At 66.7% G+C, this 16,813-nt stretch carries 17 protein-coding genes; 8 read left to right on the plus strand and 9 right to left on the minus strand.

Annotated features, from left to right (window positions below):
* The first annotated feature begins 4 nt into the window (after positions 1 to 4).
* Positions 5 to 877: a 3-hydroxyisobutyrate dehydrogenase gene (mmsB, locus tag ACX12F_RS22985; RefSeq protein ID WP_459366627.1), complete on the plus strand. Its 873-nt coding sequence runs from the start codon at positions 5 to 7 to the stop codon at positions 875 to 877.
* 108 nt (positions 878 to 985) lie between these two features.
* Complete coding sequence (locus tag ACX12F_RS22990) at positions 986 to 1,954, plus strand: hypothetical protein (RefSeq protein WP_459366628.1); 969 nt, start codon at positions 986 to 988, stop codon at positions 1,952 to 1,954.
* Between the two features lie 64 nt (positions 1,955 to 2,018).
* Here the strand turns inward: ACX12F_RS22990 and ACX12F_RS22995 are convergent, their stop codons facing one another.
* A complete protein-coding gene (locus ACX12F_RS22995; protein ID WP_459366629.1) occupies positions 2,019 to 2,789 on the minus strand; it encodes an HAD family hydrolase in 771 nt (256 codons plus the stop codon).
* Positions 2,790 to 3,000: 211 nt separating this feature from the next.
* Between ACX12F_RS22995 and ACX12F_RS23000 the strand changes: the two genes are divergently transcribed.
* The 6 genes from ACX12F_RS23000 to ACX12F_RS23025 all read left to right on the plus strand — a co-directional run bounded on the left by ACX12F_RS23000 (position 3,001) and on the right by ACX12F_RS23025 (position 9,641).
* Complete coding sequence (locus ACX12F_RS23000) at positions 3,001 to 3,681, plus strand: response regulator (protein ID WP_459366630.1); 681 nt, start codon at positions 3,001 to 3,003, stop codon at positions 3,679 to 3,681.
* Positions 3,678 to 4,916, plus strand: a complete 1,239-nt coding sequence (locus ACX12F_RS23005) for a GAF domain-containing sensor histidine kinase (RefSeq protein ID WP_459366631.1) — start codon at positions 3,678 to 3,680, stop codon at positions 4,914 to 4,916. The genes ACX12F_RS23000 and ACX12F_RS23005 overlap by 4 nt, the downstream gene beginning before the upstream one ends.
* A 497-nt stretch (positions 4,917 to 5,413) precedes the next feature.
* Complete coding sequence (gene istA / locus ACX12F_RS23010) at positions 5,414 to 6,631, plus strand: IS21 family transposase (RefSeq protein WP_459370284.1); 1,218 nt, start codon at positions 5,414 to 5,416, stop codon at positions 6,629 to 6,631.
* A complete protein-coding gene (gene istB / locus ACX12F_RS23015; RefSeq protein ID WP_459366461.1) occupies positions 6,631 to 7,443 on the plus strand; it encodes an IS21-like element ISMyma9 family helper ATPase IstB in 813 nt (270 codons plus the stop codon). The genes istA and istB overlap by 1 nt, the downstream gene beginning before the upstream one ends.
* 229 nt (positions 7,444 to 7,672) lie before the next feature.
* Positions 7,673 to 8,836, plus strand: a complete 1,164-nt coding sequence (locus tag ACX12F_RS23020) for an ABC transporter substrate-binding protein (RefSeq protein ID WP_459366632.1) — start codon at positions 7,673 to 7,675, stop codon at positions 8,834 to 8,836.
* Positions 8,837 to 9,320: 484 nt separating this feature from the next.
* Positions 9,321 to 9,641: a hypothetical protein gene (locus tag ACX12F_RS23025; RefSeq protein WP_459366633.1), complete on the plus strand. Its 321-nt coding sequence runs from the start codon at positions 9,321 to 9,323 to the stop codon at positions 9,639 to 9,641.
* Positions 9,642 to 9,647: 6 nt separating this feature from the next.
* Here the strand turns inward: ACX12F_RS23025 and ACX12F_RS23030 are convergent, their stop codons facing one another.
* From ACX12F_RS23030 to map, 8 genes are all read right to left on the minus strand, one after another.
* Positions 9,648 to 10,163: a MarR family transcriptional regulator gene (locus tag ACX12F_RS23030; RefSeq protein WP_459366634.1), complete on the minus strand. Its 516-nt coding sequence runs from the start codon at positions 10,161 to 10,163 to the stop codon at positions 9,648 to 9,650.
* A gap of 40 nt (positions 10,164 to 10,203) precedes the next feature.
* On the minus strand, positions 10,204 to 11,232 hold the full coding sequence (locus tag ACX12F_RS23035) for a pyridoxal phosphate-dependent aminotransferase (protein WP_459366635.1): 1,029 nt from the start codon (positions 11,230 to 11,232) through the stop codon (positions 10,204 to 10,206).
* Complete coding sequence (locus ACX12F_RS23040) at positions 11,229 to 12,248, minus strand: 3-oxoacyl-ACP synthase III family protein (RefSeq protein WP_459370469.1); 1,020 nt, start codon at positions 12,246 to 12,248, stop codon at positions 11,229 to 11,231. Before ACX12F_RS23040 ends, ACX12F_RS23035 begins: the two co-directional genes overlap by 4 nt.
* 8 nt (positions 12,249 to 12,256) lie before the next feature.
* Complete coding sequence (locus ACX12F_RS23045; RefSeq protein WP_459366636.1) at positions 12,257 to 12,904, minus strand: DUF8713 domain-containing protein; 648 nt, start codon at positions 12,902 to 12,904, stop codon at positions 12,257 to 12,259.
* The gene (locus ACX12F_RS23050; protein ID WP_459366637.1) at positions 12,885 to 14,609 is read right to left on the minus strand and encodes a thiamine pyrophosphate-binding protein; all 1,725 of its coding nucleotides are present in this window, start codon (positions 14,607 to 14,609) and stop codon (positions 12,885 to 12,887) included. The genes ACX12F_RS23045 and ACX12F_RS23050 overlap by 20 nt, the downstream gene beginning before the upstream one ends.
* Positions 14,610 to 14,683: 74 nt before the next feature.
* Positions 14,684 to 15,412, minus strand: coding sequence for an anti-sigma factor family protein (locus tag ACX12F_RS23055; RefSeq protein ID WP_459366638.1), 729 nt, complete (start codon positions 15,410 to 15,412; stop codon positions 14,684 to 14,686).
* Positions 15,409 to 15,933 carry a sigma-70 family RNA polymerase sigma factor gene (locus ACX12F_RS23060; RefSeq protein ID WP_459366639.1) on the minus strand — a complete coding sequence of 175 codons (525 nt, stop codon included), beginning with the start codon at positions 15,931 to 15,933 and terminating at the stop codon, positions 15,409 to 15,411. Before ACX12F_RS23060 ends, ACX12F_RS23055 begins: the two co-directional genes overlap by 4 nt.
* Before the next feature lie 51 nt (positions 15,934 to 15,984).
* On the minus strand, positions 15,985 to 16,788 hold the full coding sequence (gene map / locus ACX12F_RS23065; RefSeq protein WP_459366640.1) for a type I methionyl aminopeptidase: 804 nt from the start codon (positions 16,786 to 16,788) through the stop codon (positions 15,985 to 15,987).
* Positions 16,789 to 16,813: the final 25 nt, after the last annotated feature.

Raw genomic sequence — 16,813 nt, forward strand, 5'->3', positions numbered from 1 at the left:
GTCGATGGCGACGATTGCATTCCTGGGCCTGGGCCACATGGGCGGCCCCATGGCGGCCAACCTGATCGCGGCCGGGCACACCGTGCGGGGCTTCGACCCGGTGCCCGCCGCGGCGCAGGCGGCACGGGACCACGGTGCGACCACCTTCGACAGCGGCCCCGAGGCGGTGGCCAGTGCCGACGTCGTCATCACGATGCTGCCCAACGGTGACTTGGTGAAGAGCTGCTACGCCGATGTCATGCCCGCCGCGGCCCCGGGCGCGCTGTTCATCGACTCCTCCACCATCTCGGTCGACGACGCCCGCGAGGTGCACCGCCTGGCCGGTGAGCGCGGCTTCGCTCAGCTGGACGCCCCGGTGTCCGGCGGCGTGAAAGGCGCGACGGCCGGCACGCTGGCGTTCATGGTCGGCGGCGAGCCCGAGGCCTTCGAGCGCGGTCGTGCGGTGCTCGAGCCCATGGCCGGCAAGATCATCCACTGCGGAGATTCCGGTGCCGGCCAGGCCGCCAAGGTCTGCAACAACATGGTGCTCGCCGTCCAGCAGATCGCGATCGGCGAAGCGTTCGTGCTCGCCGAGCATCTCGGCCTGGACAAGCAGTCGTTGTTCGACGTGATCACCGGGGCCACCGGCAACTGCTGGGCCGTGCAGGTGAACTGCCCCGTACCAGGGCCGGTGCCCACCTCCCCGGCGAACAATGATTTCCAGCCCGGCTTCGCCACCGCTCTGATGAACAAGGACCTGGGCCTGGCGATGGCTGCAGTGCGCTCGACGGGGTCGTCGGCACCCCTTGGTAGCCACGCGGCGGACATCTACGCAAAGTTTGCCGGCGAGCATGCCGATCTCGACTTCAGCGCGGTAATCAATCTGCTGCGTCAATGACGTCGTCCCACCGTTACCGCACGTCACAGTGGTATTCGTTAGTTAACTGTGACATCGTGCGCATTAGGGCATAGGATGCGTGGGTCGCACAGGGAGGATTCGCGCCGCATGACTTTCAAACTTTTCGCCCGGGGGGCAACCGTCTCCGCAACGGCGGTTGCTGTCGCGCTCTGCGGCGCCGGCGTCGCGTTCGCGTCGCCCGACCCGGTGAGCCCTGACAGCCAGGATTCGTCGCAGCAGCAGAACAGCAAGAACAACGAGTCGGCCACCACCCCGTCAGGTGACGTCGGCACGGCCAACACCAAGAACGTCTCCAACTCGCCCTCGAGCTCCACCGCGGGCCATACCGGCAAGACGGCGCGCAACAACGACAACGGCCTCGACTGGGGTGACGACTGGAGCCTGGGCGGCTTCCCGCCGATCAACCTCTCCAGCATGCAGCCGCCGGAGGCCACCGTCGCTATCCCGCTGTCGCTGGGCCTGCCCGGCTTGAGCCTGCCCAGCCTGGTGGTCGACGCCGGCCTCGGTGGTCTCGTCACGGGCCTCGCGGGCCTCGCCCTGAGTAATCTCGCGGTGCCCGCCGCCGCAGTTCCCACCGCCGCCACCGCGGTGGCTCCGGTCGCGACCGCCGCGACCTTCGGCACCATGTCCGCCGTCAGCGACATCGCGAAGGTCTCGTCCGTGGCTGCCGCGGCTCCGGCGATCGCTGCCCCGGCCATCGCGGCTCCGGCTGTGGGCGGGCTGCCCGCCCTGGGTGCTCCGGCGCTGCCGGCCCTCGGTGTACCGGCACTCGGCTCGCTCACGGCGCTCGCCGCGCCGAAGCTGCCCCCCATCGGCATGCCGCAGCTGCCGCCTGGCGTCGGCCTGCCGCAGCTGCCTGGTATCGGCATGCCGCAGATGCCGGACTTCACCAAGCTGCCGGCCCCGCAGATGCCGGACCTGACCAAGCTGCCGTCACCGCAGATCGGTATGCCGCAGCTGCCGCCGCCTCCGCCGATCGGTCTGCCGTCGATCGGCCTGCCGAAGATCGGTCTGCCGTCGATCGGCCTGCCGAGCATCGGTCTCCCGCACTTCTGATCGACCAAAGCGAGGCGGGCCACAGGCCCGCCTCGACAATTGAAAAGCTCTGAAGAACTGGTGGTCAGCCCTGGGCTGACCACCAGTTCTTGTGTAGGCGCTCGCACCCGGCGGCCAACAGGCCGTCGTACTCTGCGCGCACCTGGACCGCCCCGGGGAAATCGTGTCCGGCCGAGTAGCCGGTGGTGACCACCAACGTCGCCAGCTTGGCGGCCCGTGCCGCGCGGAAGCCGCGGACGCCGCCCGCCACCGCCAGCGCGCTCTCCGGTCCCAACCCCAACTCCCACAGCGCGTGGCCGTGCAGATCGGGTTCACGGCTCGGGCGCGGCAGATCATCGGGCGTCACGATCGTCTCGGCGATGCCATCGCCCAGCAACTGACGCACCAACGGCTCCACCCACAACCGGCTACCGGTACTCACCACGGCGACCGATACCCCGGCGCCGAACAGCCCGGCCGCCAGATCGGCCAAGCCGTCGCGCGGGCTCACGTCACCATCGAGCACCGACGTCTCGAACAGTTCGGTCTTGGTGCGGTACACGTGCGCTGCAATCTCGTTGCTGACCCGCCCGAAGCCCCGCCGCCGCAGCGCCGACGCGATGCGACGTGGCTGGTCCGCGATGCGGACCAGCCGACCGTATTCGGCTGCAGACCAGGAGATATCGAGCCCATGTTCGGCGAACGCAGCATTGAACGCCACCCGGTGGGCATCGCGCTCCACGTCGGCCACCGCTCCGTCGAGGTCGAAGATCACCGCACGCAGCGGGTCGATCACGGCATGGGCAGGTCGCGCCACATCCCACCAGAACGTGCGCTCCACACAACTCACCGACATGGGTACCAGGGTGTCCCACATCACATGCCCGGGGCCTCCCCCAATCGGGGGATTGGACGGGCGAGATTGCCGGTGAACTTTCGCGGCAGTCCACAGCCGGTCCTCCCGACCTGCGCGGAAGCGCCGCTCTAAGGTGTTGCCATGACCACCAGCGAGAAGCCGGAGGCGGACCGCGCATGACCACCAGCGAGAAGCCGGAGGCGCATCGCGCATGACCACCGACCCCGAAGCGGACGCCGGGACGCCGGTGCGGCTCATCCTGGTCGACGACCACGAAATGGTCATCGAGGGACTCAAGGCCATGCTGGCCGCCTTCAGCAACCGGGTACGGGTGGTCGGCCAGGCCGTCGGGGCCGAACGAGCCGCCGCCGTGGTCGACGAACTACAGCCCGACATCGTGCTGTGCGACGTCCGGATGCAGGGCGCCAGCGGCCTGGACCTGTGCCGTGAACTGCGGGAACGCAACCCGGACCGCAAAGTCGTCATGCTGTCGGTGTACGACGACGAGCAGTACCTCTACCAGGCGCTGCGGGTCGGCGCGTCGGGATATCTGCTCAAGAGCATCAGCAGCGACGACCTGGTCCGTCAGCTCGAGTTGGTGCACGGCGGGGCCACCGCCATCGACCCCGGCATGGCGGCCCGGGCCGCCGACACCGCGGCCCGCATGCAGCGCGACGAGTTCTGGCCCGGCGCCCGCCAGGGCCTCACCCAGCGGGAGAGCGAAATCCTGTCGTTCGTGGTCGACGGGCTGTCCAACCGCGGTATCGCGACGCGGCTGGTGATCGGTGAGGAGACCGTCAAGAGTCACCTGCGGTCCATCTACCGCAAGCTCGACGTCAGCGACCGGGCCGGCGCGGTGGCGACGGCGCTGCGGGAAGGCATCTACCGATGACGGCACGCAATCCTGACGAGGGCATGCACCAGGAACCGACGAGCAAGGTGCTGACCGCGGACCGCGAACTGGCCCTGCTGCGCGAGCTGATCCAGGCCGCTTCCAGTGGTCCCGGCGTCGAGCCGCTGGCCGCGGCGGCGGCCCGGATGATCACCGCGGCCACCGGCACCGACGTCTGCTTCGTCCACGTGCTGGACGACACCGAACGGTCGCTGACCCTGACGGGCGCCACGCCACCGTTCGACCACGCGGTCGGCAAGATCCGGCTGCCGCTGGGCGAAGGCGTCTCGGGGTGGGTGGCCAGCAACCGCGAACCCGTGGTGATCACCGACGACAAGGAGTCCGACCCGCGCTACCGGCCGTTCGAATCGCTGCGCGGCAGTGATTTCGCGTCCATGGTGTCGGTGCCGATGGAGACCGACCCGGGCGGGCTGGTCGGCGTGCTCAACGTGCACACCGTCGACCGCCGGGAGTTCACCGCGCGCGACGTCGAGCTCTTGCTCGTGATCGGCCGGCTCATCGCCGGGGCCATGCACCAGGCTCGGCTGCACCGCCAGCTCGTGGCTCGCGAACGCGCGCACGAGAACTTCGTCGAGCAGGTCATCGAGGCCCAGGAGATCGAGCGCCGCCGGCTGGCCGGCGACATCCACGACGGCATCTCGCAGCGGCTGGTGACCCTGTCCTACCGGCTCGATGCGGCCAGCCGCGCGGTCGGGTCGGACGCGGCCGTCGCCGCCGAGCAGCTGAGCTTGGCCCGGGAACTGGTGGACCTGACCCTCGGCGAGGCCCGGGCGGCCATCGGGAACCTGCGCCCACCGGTTCTCGACGACCTGGGCCTGGCCGGTGGGCTCGCCAGCCTGGCCCGCTCCATCGGCCAACTCGACGTCGACGTGGAGCTGGCCGACGTCCGGCTGCCCGACCACATCGAGCTGGCGCTGTACCGCATCGCCCAGGAGTGCCTGCAGAACGTCGTCAAGCACGCCCACGCCACCAACGCGTTGCTGAAATTCGCGGCCGACGCCGAACATGCCCGGCTCGAGATCATCGACAACGGAATCGGTTTCGACACCTTCGAGCGTCCGTTGGGCGCCGACGAGATGGGCGGCTACGGGCTGTTGTCGATGGCCGAACGCGCCGAGATCGTCGGCGGCCGGCTGAACATCCGCTCCCGGCCGGGCTCGGGCACCATCGTCACCGCCACCATCCCGCTTACTTCGGTGCGCGGCCGGGCATAGCCTGCGCTGATGGGGATGAGGTCAGTCGACCGGACCGACCGGCTCAGCCGCACCAGTGTGGTCGCGCCTATTCAGGCCTGGCGCGGGGCCCGTACGGCAGCTGAGGAACTGGTGGCACGCATTCATGTTGCACACGAAATCCATTCGTTCCCGTGGAATTTTGATATGCAAACTTGCCCGACACGGGGCCGCGCCAATCCAATTGGCGGGACCCCGCGGATTGATCAAGGGAAGGTGAGAGCCGGTTTACTGGAATCGAGCTCAGCGTAGTGGGGTGAGGGATTCGCCTCTCGGCAGCCGGCCCGTTCGAGCGTCGGATCGCGCCCGGCGCGAGTGTTTCATGACGATGGGCGAGATGCTCCGATGATGCGGTCGCGATTCGGTTCGGTGGCGCGCGAGCGAACACCACGGCTGTAGTGTCAGTTCCGGTTGAAAAGTGAGCAGGTAGTTCCGGTCGAAAAGTGAGCACTTCACCTTTCGATTGGAGAGTGATCACTGTGGAGGATTGGGCGGAGATTCGCCGGCTGTATCGGTCGGAGAAACTGTCGCAAGCTGCGATCGCGCGGCGGCTGTCCTTGTCGCGAAACACCGTGGCCAGAGCGTTGCGGGCGGATGCACCACCGTGTTATGAGCGGGCGCCGGTGAAGACCTCGGCGTGGGCGCAGATCGAACCAGCGGTACGGGCCTTGCTCACCGAGTTTCCGCTGATGCCGACGACCGTGATCGCTGAGCGGGTCGGTTGGACGGGTGGGCATTCCTGGTTCGCAGAGAACGTGACCAGGATCCGCCCGGAGTACACCCCACCCGATCCCAGCGACCGGTTGGTGCATCTGCCCGGTGAGCAGGTGCAGTGCGATCTGTGGTTCCCCGGCCAGCTGGTCCCTGATCACGGCGGAGTAGCTCGGTCGTTTCCGGTGCTGGTGATGGTGGCCGCCTACTCGCGGTTCATCGCCGCGGTGATGATTCCGTCGCGAGTAACCGGGGATCTGCTGGCCGGGATGTGGCAGCTGATCGCCGAGAACATCGGTGGCGTTCCTCGGAGTCTGTTGTGGGACAACGAGTCCGGCATTGGTCAACGCCGCCGCCTCGCTCAAGGGGTGGCTGGGTTCTGCGGGGTGTTGGGAACCCGACTGATCCAAGCTCGGCCCTATGATCCCGAAACCAAAGGGGTGGTGGAACGCGCCAACGGCTACCTGGGTAGGTCATTTCTGCCCGGGCGCACCTTCGCCTCACCGGCCGATTTCAATGCTCAGTTGCACGGCTGGCTGGCCTCGTATGCCAACAGGCGCACCCACGCGGGCACCCGGATGATCCCCGCGGACGCACTCGTCGCCGACCGGGCGGCGATGGCCACGCTACCGCCGGTGGCCCCGGTGACCGGCACGACGGTGACCACGCGTCTGGGCCGCGACTACTACCTCAGCCTCGGTGGCAACTCGTACTCGATCCATCCGGAGGTGATCGGCCGCATGATCACCCTGCGGGCCAGCCTGGACCGAATCACCGGCCTGTGTGGCGATCGTGTGGTTGCTGATCATGAACGACTTTGGGGCACAGCAGGATTAGTGTCTGACCCCGAACACGTGGCCGCTGCGGCGGTGCTGCGCGAGCAGTTCCGTACCCGCCCGACCGCCGGCGCTCATCTCGATGTCAGCGTCGAGGTCGCTGACCTGAGTGCCTACGACGCGATCTTCGGGACTGGGGAGGTCGCCTGATGGCCACCAAGCGCACCCCGGCCCCAGGTGATGCCGACAAGCTCATCGCCCATCAAGCTCGCCTCCTCAAAGCTCCGCGGATCGCCGCGCACTATCACCGTCTCGCCGAGCAAGGCCGGGCGGCGAACTGGTCGTTGGAGGACTATCTGGGTGCGGTGTTGGCGGTGGAGTCCAATGCCCGCGCTGAATCCGGTGCACGCCAACGTATCCGGTATGCGGGTTTCCCTGCGATCAAGACGATCACTGATTTCGACTTCACCGCTCAACCCGCCGTCGATCGCGCTCAGATCGCCCGACTGGAAGGTGGGGGCTGGCTGGCCGAAGCCCGCAACATCGTGCTGCTCGGGCCGCCAGGCACCGGCAAAACCCATCTGGCGACCGCGCTGGCCATCGCCGCCGCCCACGCCGGGCACCGGGTCGCGTTCGCCCCGGCCACCGGCTGGATCACTCGCCTGGCCGAAGCCCACCGCATCGACCGACTCGATGCCGAACTGCGCAAGGTCTCCCGCTACGGGCTGATCGTCATCGACGAGGTCGGCTACATCCCGTTCGACACCGAGGCAGCCAACCTGTTCTTCCAGCTCGTCTCGACCCGATACGAGAAGTCGTCGATCATCTTGACCTCCAACCTGCCGTTCTCGCGGTGGGGACAGGTCTTCGGTGAAGCCACCATCGCCTCGGCGATGATCGATCGCATCGTCCACCATGCCGACGTCATCGCCCTCAAAGGCACCAGCTACCGCATCAAACACACCGCGATCGAGTCACTGCCCTCCGTAGAAGTCGATCGTCAGGCAGACTCAACCCCGTAAACCTGCTCACTTTTCGACCGGAGCAGGCTGCTCAGGATTCGACCGGAGCTGACATGTAGGCGGGCCCGGTGTGGTTTCGGCTTGTCTTGACTACCAAGCTCCGGGGTGCGGCGGTATCTGGATGTCGACCGCCGGTAGGTAGTGCGCCGTGTGTCGGGGACCAATGGCTCTAGTTCAGTCAGCTTTGCCGAGATGCAATGGGCGCCGTCTCAACACAAGGGGAGATCTCATGACAACTACCGCCAAGCCAGTGACCGCTAAGGAGTCCAGCACGGTTCCGTTGCGTTGGGACGAGGTGTATTACACGAACTGCCCGTTGGTGTCCGCGAGCAATGTCGACCAGGAATTAGGTTGGACGCGTGAGGAGTTCAAGAAGATCGGCGTCACCTATGACTTCCTACGGTCGCGCCCGGAGAACAACTGGTATCCCCACTACGTCCACAACCTGGACAACCTGATCCGCTTCGGCGGTCTGTTCCCGCCGATCCACGTTCATGCTGACATCCGACGGACGAAGCTGCTCGGCGCCACCCACGCCCCACACGAGGGCGGCTGCATGCTGGTGCGCGCCCGCGACGACATCTACCGGATGACCGATCTGCGGGGCAAGAAGATCGGTCTGACCAAGAGTCTGAACACCATCAAGAACGACTGGTGGCGCATTCAAGAGGAACAGGGCATCGAGCTGATGCTGCGGTTGAACGGCATGACCCGCGACGACGTTGAGATCGTCGAGTTTCCCTACCCCGACGACTGGTATGACGACCCGAAGATGCTGGATCCGATGAACAACCCGTCGGAGCTGTGGCTCAAGCGTGATCACAAGCACGACTTGGCATTCCGGCCGTTGGAACCGGCGCTCGAGCAGGGCCTGGTGGACGCGATCTACACCCAGAGCAAGCCGCTCCAGCACTTACAGGAGGCCACCGGCAAGTTCAAGGCCATCGAAGACCTGTCGCGCTACCCCGACTGGACGCTGCAGATAGCCAACATCCCAGCAGTCATCACCTGCACCGCCGAGATGGCCGACGAGCATCCCGAGCTGGTAGTGACGTTCATGAAGGGCATGATCAAGGTCGGCCGGTGGGCCAACGAATACAAGCGCGCCGCCGCAGCGATCCTGGACAAGCAGACGTTCTACCTCGACGTCGAGGACACCTATCAGGGCATCAAGCACATCGACATGGTGCCCAACCTGTCGCCGCAGAACCTGGCCTCCATTGAGATCGGCAAGGACTTCATGCTCAGCCACGGCTATATCCACAACGACTTCGATGTCCAGGAGTGGGCCGCACCGCAGTTCGCCGAGCGGGCGGTAAAGGAGCTACTCGAAGAGCGGTGGGCCAAACTCGGCCAAGAGCGGCTTGGCTTGCAGGGCGCGCGGCTCGGATAGCGCCACGGAACCGCTGAGAAGACAGCGGACGAACTCGTCCGCAGCCATGCGGCCAGAGGTCTTCGTGAGTTCTTCGCCGACCCCACAAATCGTCCCCACAAATATGAACTGGAGCCGGGTCGAAAGATCATCGTTGTCTGCGAATCCGGTGCACGCGACTCGCTAGTCTCCTGACACATTGAACGATGTGGGCTACGCGAACGCCGCAGTCCTCGACGGTGGCCTCAAGGCGTGGATGGACGTAGGACTGCCGACACACGATGATGACGGCACGGGAACCTGAGCCCACGATCTCCCATCGGCGGCCGCCTTCGCCGTCATTACCGAAGGATCGGCCCAAAACATGTTGTTGCCGTTGGTTTTTCGAGTTCCGATCAGGGTGACGCCACAACCATAAGCAACTCCCACATCGCCACTACGGATTTCCCATAGTCGCCGGTTACCGTGCCTCTACCGCAATCGATCCAGGAAGGATTCACGCCGTATGATCGTCAAACTCGTCACCCGGGGTGCTGCCATATCCGTCGCGTTGGTTGCTGTCTCGGTGCTCGGCGCCGGCGTTGCCGGCGCCGCCCCCGACACCGCCGACCCGGACCACCAGGCCGGCAGAGACGCCGGCTCCGGCAAGACCGCTCGCAACAACAGCAACGGCCTGGACTGGGGTGACGACTGGAGCCTGGGTGGCTTCCCACCGATCAACCTGTCCAGCTTGCCGGCACCCAATGTTGACCTGTCGGTTCCGCTGTCCCTCGGCTTGCCAGGGCTGTCGTTGCCCAGCCTCAATCTCAGTCTCCCGAAGCTGTAGACGCGACTAGAAATCCCCTGCGTTGCGGCGCAATGTCTCGATCGCCGTCACCAGGGCTGCAGACTGTTTCTCGGACATCCCGACGTCGGCGAACACTTCCTTGTTCAGCGTCACCGTGGCGTCCTCGACGGTCGACCGGCCCAGCTCGGTCAGCTGCACCAGCGTGGTCCGGCCGTCCGTCGGGTGCGGCACGCGCTCCACCAGACCGTCGGCCTCTAGCCGTCGGATCGCGTGCGTGACGCTGGTGACGTGCACCTGGAGTCGGTCCGACGCCTTGGTGATCGGCAGCGCGCCACTGCCGCTGAACGCCAGCAGCCGCAACAGTTCGTAGCGGGAGAAGCTCAGGTCGTAGGGCCGTAGCGCCGTCTCCACGCGGGCCAACAGAATCTGGTGGGCTCGCATCACCGATGTCACCGCTACCATGCCCTCGGCGACATCGCCCCAGCCGGCCCGCTCCCAGTTGGCCCGGGCCCGGGCGATGGGGTCACGGCCGGACGCTGCGGTGCCGGGGTCGCTGCTCACGCCTCATTCATACCGCACCGACGCCGCAGAACCGATGCACTCACCCCCGAGTTGATCTGGCCACAGCCGCCAACACGGCCCGCGACGACCTGCGGTCCCCGACGGTGATCCGGACCCCGCCGTCGGCGTAGCTACGCACCCGCGGGCCGTCGTCGCCGAACGTCCAGGCCCGCGCCCCGCCCGGCAGATACACGAAGTTGGCGTGGCTATCGGTGCAGTACACGCCCGTGGACCGCAACCGCGCCCGCAGGAACGCGCCTTCCGAGGTGATCATCCGGATGCGTTGGCGTAGTTGATCTTCCGCATCGTAGGACGCCGCGACGGCCACCAACCCGGTGATCCCGATCCCGAACGGCAGCTGCATCCCCCACAGCTCGCGCGCCAGCGACGGCGCACAGACGCCGTAGCCGATGCGCAGACCGGCCAGACCGTAGGCCTTCGAAAAGGTGCGAACCACAACAAGATTGGGGTAGCGAACCACCAACGAGGGCACGTCCAGGCACAACTGCGGGGCCAGGAACTCGACGTACGCCTCGTCCAGGATGACGACGGTGCCCGAGGGCACCCGATCCAGGAACCGGTACAGGTCGGCCGCCGACTCGACGGTCCCGGTCGGGTTGTGCGGGCGGCAGATCACCACCACCCGGGCCCGTGCCGCGGCCGCGGCCATGGCGTCGAGGTCGTGGTGACCGTGCCGATCCAGCGGCACGGTCACCGACCGCAATCGCGCCATCTGCGCGAAGATCGGGTAGCCGTCGAAGGTCGGTGACGCCGTCACCAGTACATCGCCGGGATGGGTGACGGCCTGCAGCACCTGCAGAATCACGCCCGTGGCACCGGCGCCAACCACCACCTGTTCGTCGGCGACGCCGACCCGGCCCGCGATCAGCGACCGCAACCGCTGCGGCAGGAACTCCGGATAGCGGTTCATCGCAGCAATCGACGCAGTCAGCGCGGCCCGCACCCCAGGCAGCGGTGGAAAGGGATTCTCGTTGAGCGACAACGCCAACGGGTCGTCGGCGGCAGGCAGCGAGCCCACCGCATCAGCCAACGCGCAGGTGTGCGTCATCGCCGTCCGCCCCACCGCACCGCAGCCGCACCCGCGAAATCACCGGCGTGCGCGAACGCCGCCATCATCACCACGTCGCCCTGGCTCACCTGGCCGTCGGTGATCGCCCGGTCCAGGTTGACCGGTACGCCCGCGGCGAACAGGTTGCCGCACTCGTCAAAGGTGTCGCGGTGCCGCTCGCCGGGCAATTCCAGCGCCTCACGCCAGTTCCGCAGGAACACCCGGTTCGGCTGGTTGGTGACCAGCAGGCCGATATCCTTGGGCGCCAACCCGATCCGGTCGCACACCGCGTACGCCACCTCGGGCACCTGGCGGTTACCCCGGGCCAGCACCTTGGTGATCTTGCTTTCGGTGAAGCCGATGCAGCCCTCCCCCGGTCCCGCCTGCCACCATTTCCGGGGCGGGTCGACGGACATGGTCATGTCGCCCGCATACTCGCCGTAGGTGCGGCACTCGACATCGAGAATCGGTGAAACATCGGACAGCGCCACGAGTCCCACCGCAGCCCCGTCGCCTGGCACCGACGCCTGCGCCTTGGGCCGGATGGTCTCCTGGTCGAAGACCTGGCCCGCCGCGTTCTGCGCCACCGCGACCAGCGCGGTGCGCCCCTCCCCCGAGGCCAGCAACTGGCGCGCCAGTTTCAGCCCCAGGATGAAGGCCGCGCACCCGCCGTTGTGCAGATCGATCACCCAGTTCGGTTTCATCCCAAGACGATTGGCCATGCCGCCACCGCCGCCATAGAACGGCATGTCGGGCAGCTGGGTGTGCGTGATCAGTACGTCGACGTCGGCCAGGACGTCAGGTCCGTGGCGGTCGAGAAGCCCCGCGGCGGCGCGTTCGACCATGTCGATGGCGGTCTCGTCGGGTGCCACGTGATGCCGGAACTTGGGCGCCCGGAACATGAGGTTGTCCCGCAGGTCGTCGGAACCGGCGAATTTCGCGTAGTAATCGGCGCCGATCGGCTCTCCCGGGAGATAGGTCGAGACATCCAGAAGACTGACGGCAGGCTGCTCCATCTTTTCGCTCACTTCATCCAGGCCGGGGTGATCGGCAGTCCATTGCGGTGCCGGTACTCGGCAATCGCCTTGAGGTTGTCCAGTTCCAGGCGGTGGCCCGCCCCGAACATGTCCCAGAAGTCCCCGACCCACACGGGTCGCTGCGCCGGCGCGGTCTCGGGGTAGGGGTTGTTGTCGTAGAAGGGGTGGTGGCAGTTGGTCCACAGCACCACCGAGCCGGGCTTGTTGAGCACGGTCTGCGCGTCGACGACGCGCATCAGGTAGATCATCCAGAGGTGCTGCCCCTGGTCCCAGGCGCAGTGGTAGTCGACGGTCATCGCCTCGCGGTTCGCCACTGTGCGCGTGTAGATTTCGGTCTCCGAGCCCAGCCGGTCATACGCCAGCCAGAGGCCGGGCTCCTCGGTTTCGGTGAACCCGCGCAGGCTGTAGGTCCATTCCTCGAGGCTGCGGGTGTCCGACAGGTATTCGAAGAGTTCGTCCGGCGGGCAGTCGATGTAATCGTTGACGGTGCAGTAGTCACCGAAAACCACGTCGTGCGGGTAGACCGACCGCATCATCTCCATGATGACGGGCGTGGCCTTCTCGCGGGGCGAGGTCTCGATGCGGGTGACACCGTCGATCGGCAAATTGATGTCTTCAAGCGCGGGCAGCGACATGCTGGGAGCTCTCTTTCTGCGTCTGTTGTGTGGCTGAATCGAGAAATGGTGCGAACGTGGGGATTTCGTCGGCCGAGCATTCGACGCTGACCACCGACGGCCCGTGTCGGCTGAGCGCTTCGGTCAGTGCGCCGGCCAGCTGCGGCTGCTCACTGACGTCGGTCGCGTGCAGACCGGGGAACATCGCGGCCAGTCCGGCGCCGAGCCGCGCCGGGGTGAAACGGTTGTAGCTGTAGCGGTCGCCGTAGAACAGCTGCTCACGGGTGACGCACATGGCGTGGGCGTTGTTGTTGAACAACACGAAGGTGATCGGGAGCCGGTACTGCACCGCGGTGTGCAGCTCCATGCCATGCATGAAGAACGAGCCGTCTCCGGCCACCACCACCGTACGGTACTGCGGTCCAGCGGTTTTGGCCCGCGCGAAGCACATGCCGATGGCAGCGCCGAAGCTGTACCCCATGCCGCCCATACCGAGCGCCACCACGAAGCGTCCGGCGCGGCGCACCGGCAGGCCATGCACCGCCGAGGCGCCGGTGTTGCCGGCGTCGACAACGATGTCGGCGCCCTCGGGCAACAGGTCGTCGAGCACTGTGACGGTCTCGCGGTACCGGATGCCGGGGCCCTCGTGCGGCGGCGGCTGGAGTTCGCTGTGCGGCAACGGATCCAGGACCCGGAGGCCGTGCGGCCGGCCGGCTCCCGTCAACGCCCGGGTCAGTGCCGTCAGCGATGCCCGCAGGTTCGTGGAATTCACGTGTGTCGTCGGGACATACGGACGCTGCGCGCCGAGCGAGACGATCTGCGCCCCGGCCAGCGCATCGTCGAGGCCGGCGCGCGCCGTCACCGACAGGCGGGTCCCGACCACCAGGCACACCGCGCTGCGGGAGATCGCGTCGACCACTCGCGGATGACCCATCACCCCGGTGACGCCCAGCCACGACGACTGGCCCAATCCTGGTGAGCCACTGACGTCTTTGGCATCCGGAACCGTGGCGACCCAGGCTCGCAGCACCGAGCGCAGCTCCTCGAGTTCACGACGGGCGTCGTCGCGGGCCACCTGCTCGCCGGCGATGATCGTGACCGGCCCCAGCGCCCGGCGCAGCACCGCGGCGATGGAATCCGGGTCCGCCAAGATCGAATCACGCGCCACCACAGCGCTTTCCACGGGATCGACCATGTCGATCATGGCCTGCTGGATATCCTTCGGCAGCAGCAGCACCGCTGGGCCGCCGCTGTCGGCCGCGGCCAGCGCCTCCGTCAGAGCGGGCACGATGCCCTCCGGGTCCGTCACCCGCCGGCAGTACACCGACACCGCCGAGAACAGCGCCACCGCGTCGAGTGACCCGGAACGTCCGCTGGTGTCCTGGAAGCTGCCTCGTCCGTCCATACCGGTCGGCGCCTGTCCCACCAGGGCCAGCACCGGCACTCGGCTGGCCAGTGATTCCCCAAGTCCCGCAACCAGGTTCAGCGATCCGCCACCCGATGTCGCGGCCACCACCCCGATCCGGGATATCGCCCGGCTGTATCCGTCTGCCATGGTGGCCGCGGAGAACTCGTGCTTGGCCAGGATGGGGGTGATCTCGCCGCTCAGGAACGCCGCGTCGAAGAGGTCCTCGATGTTGGCCCCGTCGACACCGAAGAAATACTCGGTGCCCGCCGCCGCCAGTTGCGTGATGATGTGGTCCACCACCCGATACCTGCCGACCATCTGCCACCTACTTCCGCTCGTCTGCCCAAGAACACGAAGCGGACCGCCGGATGGTTCAACGCCGGCGAAAACAACTACAGATTGCGCTCCAGCAGCACCTTGCCGTTGTCGGCGGAAACCAGTTGTACCGCAGCAATTTCCGAAACCTGCATCGGCGTGTTACCGCTCGGCAACGCAGTGGCTCCGGACATGCCGAACCACGTGGCGATCTGTGTGCGGCTACCATCACGGCCCACCACGACCATGCCCAGATTGCTCGGCGGCGCGGCCGGTCCGCTGGACCAGTCGCCGTAGCTGCAAGCCATATCGATCCGCGTACCCCAACCGTAGCTGCTCAACGCGATAGTCGCATTGAACGGCGTGGGAGCCACGTGCTGCATGGGCAACTGGGCGACCTGCTCCTGTGTCTGACCACCACCGAAGAACTCCGGCCGGACCACGGCCACCACACCGATGGCCAATACCGCGGCGGCGAGACCCGCCACCGCCGTCGTCACCCACCGGGTCCGGCGCCGGCGCCACCGCACCTTGGCCAGAACCGAATCGAGCACTTCGGGGCGCAACGGCGGTTCGGGCTGCTCCGCACCGATCTCCTGGACATCCGCCAGAGTCAGCAGGCCCAGCAGGGCCGGCATACCGCTCAGTTCACCGACCGCATCCCGGCACCGGGAACACGTCTGCAGGTGCGCTTCGTACTCGCGACGTTCCGCACTCGACAACGAACCCAGCACGTAGGCGGCGTCCCAGGTTGCGTACCGGTCGCCGTCAAAGGGTCCGATGGACTCGATCAGGTGTGTGCTCACCGAGTCACCCCCATTTCCTGCAGATTCAGACGCAGCGCCCGAACCGCGTAATGCAACCTCGATTTCACCGTGCCCTCGGCGATCTGGAGCTCCGCGGCAATCTGCGCGACGCTCAACTGCCGGTAGTACGCGCGCTCGATCACAGCGCGATGGTCGACGGAGAGCTGGCTCAGGGCACCCCCGAGCAGCATCCGATCCAAGGCGGTATCCACTTCATCGGTAGCTGCCGGGTCCGTCCGGTCGTCGGCCTCCACAACCTCTGACGAGGTGGTTTCGTGCCGGCGCCGAGCGCTGCGCTGCTCATCGATGATCAGGTTGCGGGCGACGGTGTAGAGCCACGCCCGCGGGGACTGATTGGCGTCGGCCACGACGTCAGGGTGCCGCCACGCCCGCAGCAAAGTCTCCTGCACGACGTCCTCGGCACGCGCCGAGTCCTGGGTCAGTCGCAGGGCATAGCGCCAAAGGGCGCCTGCGTGCTCGTCGTAAAGCACCCGCATCATGGCGGCCTCCGGATCGCTCATGCACCAACCTCCGTCATTGACACGAGATCAGGGGCGATCCGGTTCACTGGATCAGTCGCGCAGCAGGGTCAGGATTCGGGGTCCATCCTCGGTGACAGCAACGGTGTGCTCCCAGTGCGCGGCACGAGAGCCGTCCTTGGTAACCACCGTCCACTCATCTTCGAGAATTACCGTCTTCGACGTACCCAACGTCAGCATCGGCTCGATTGCCAGCACCGAACCCGGCTCGAGGAACGGACCCCGGCCGGGCGATCCCTCGTTGGGCAGGAACGGGTCCATATGCATCTCTTGCCCGATGCCGTGGCCGCCGTAGCCCGCGACGATCCCGAACTTGCGGTCGTAGCGGGCGGAGGCGGCGTGAGTCGCCACCTCGATGGCATGTGAGACGTCGGTCAACCGGTTACCGGGCACCATGGCGGCGATACCCGCCTCCATGGACTCGCGGGTGGCGTCGGACAGCTTCTGGTCGGCGTCGATCAGCGGACCGACACCGAACGTCACGGCGGAGTCGCCGTGCCAGTCGTCCAGGATGGCGCCGCAGTCGATGGACACCAGGTCGCCGCTGGCGAGCACCTCGTCGGCGGTCGGAATCCCGTGCACCACACGGTCGTTGACTGACGCACAGATGGTCGCCGGGAAACCGTGATAGCCCAGGAACGACGGGATGCCGCCACCATCGCGGATGACAGACTCGGCGATCTGGTCCAACTCGAGAGTGGACATCCCGGGCGCGGCGGCCTCACTGACCGCTTTCAGCGCTGCCGCCACCAGCGAGCCGGCAGCCGCCATCGCGTCCAATTCTCCGGAGCTCCGCTGGGGGACGACCTTGCGGCCACGTCGGGGTAGACCAATCATTGAAAACTACTGACTTCAGCCCGCG

This window comes from Mycolicibacterium sp. HS_4_1 (assembly GCF_054515875.1).

Coding starts and splice junctions, on each gene's coding strand:
- mmsB (WP_459366627.1), top strand. CDS start 5: ATGGCGACGATTGCATTCCTGGGCCTGGGCCACATGGGCGGCCCCATG.
- ACX12F_RS22990 (WP_459366628.1), top strand. CDS start 986: ATGACTTTCAAACTTTTCGCCCGGGGGGCAACCGTCTCCGCAACGGCG.
- ACX12F_RS22995 (WP_459366629.1), bottom strand. CDS start 2,789: ATGTCGGTGAGTTGTGTGGAGCGCACGTTCTGGTGGGATGTGGCGCGA.
- ACX12F_RS23000 (WP_459366630.1), top strand. CDS start 3,001: ATGACCACCGACCCCGAAGCGGACGCCGGGACGCCGGTGCGGCTCATC.
- ACX12F_RS23005 (WP_459366631.1), top strand. CDS start 3,678: ATGACGGCACGCAATCCTGACGAGGGCATGCACCAGGAACCGACGAGC.
- istB (WP_459366461.1), top strand. CDS start 6,631: ATGGCCACCAAGCGCACCCCGGCCCCAGGTGATGCCGACAAGCTCATC.
- ACX12F_RS23020 (WP_459366632.1), top strand. CDS start 7,673: ATGACAACTACCGCCAAGCCAGTGACCGCTAAGGAGTCCAGCACGGTT.
- ACX12F_RS23025 (WP_459366633.1), top strand. CDS start 9,321: ATGATCGTCAAACTCGTCACCCGGGGTGCTGCCATATCCGTCGCGTTG.
- ACX12F_RS23035 (WP_459366635.1), bottom strand. CDS start 11,232: ATGACGCACACCTGCGCGTTGGCTGATGCGGTGGGCTCGCTGCCTGCC.
- ACX12F_RS23040 (WP_459370469.1), bottom strand. CDS start 12,248: ATGGAGCAGCCTGCCGTCAGTCTTCTGGATGTCTCGACCTATCTCCCG.
- ACX12F_RS23045 (WP_459366636.1), bottom strand. CDS start 12,904: ATGTCGCTGCCCGCGCTTGAAGACATCAATTTGCCGATCGACGGTGTC.
- ACX12F_RS23050 (WP_459366637.1), bottom strand. CDS start 14,609: ATGGTCGGCAGGTATCGGGTGGTGGACCACATCATCACGCAACTGGCG.
- ACX12F_RS23060 (WP_459366639.1), bottom strand. CDS start 15,933: ATGAGCGATCCGGAGGCCGCCATGATGCGGGTGCTTTACGACGAGCAC.
- map (WP_459366640.1), bottom strand. CDS start 16,788: ATGATTGGTCTACCCCGACGTGGCCGCAAGGTCGTCCCCCAGCGGAGC.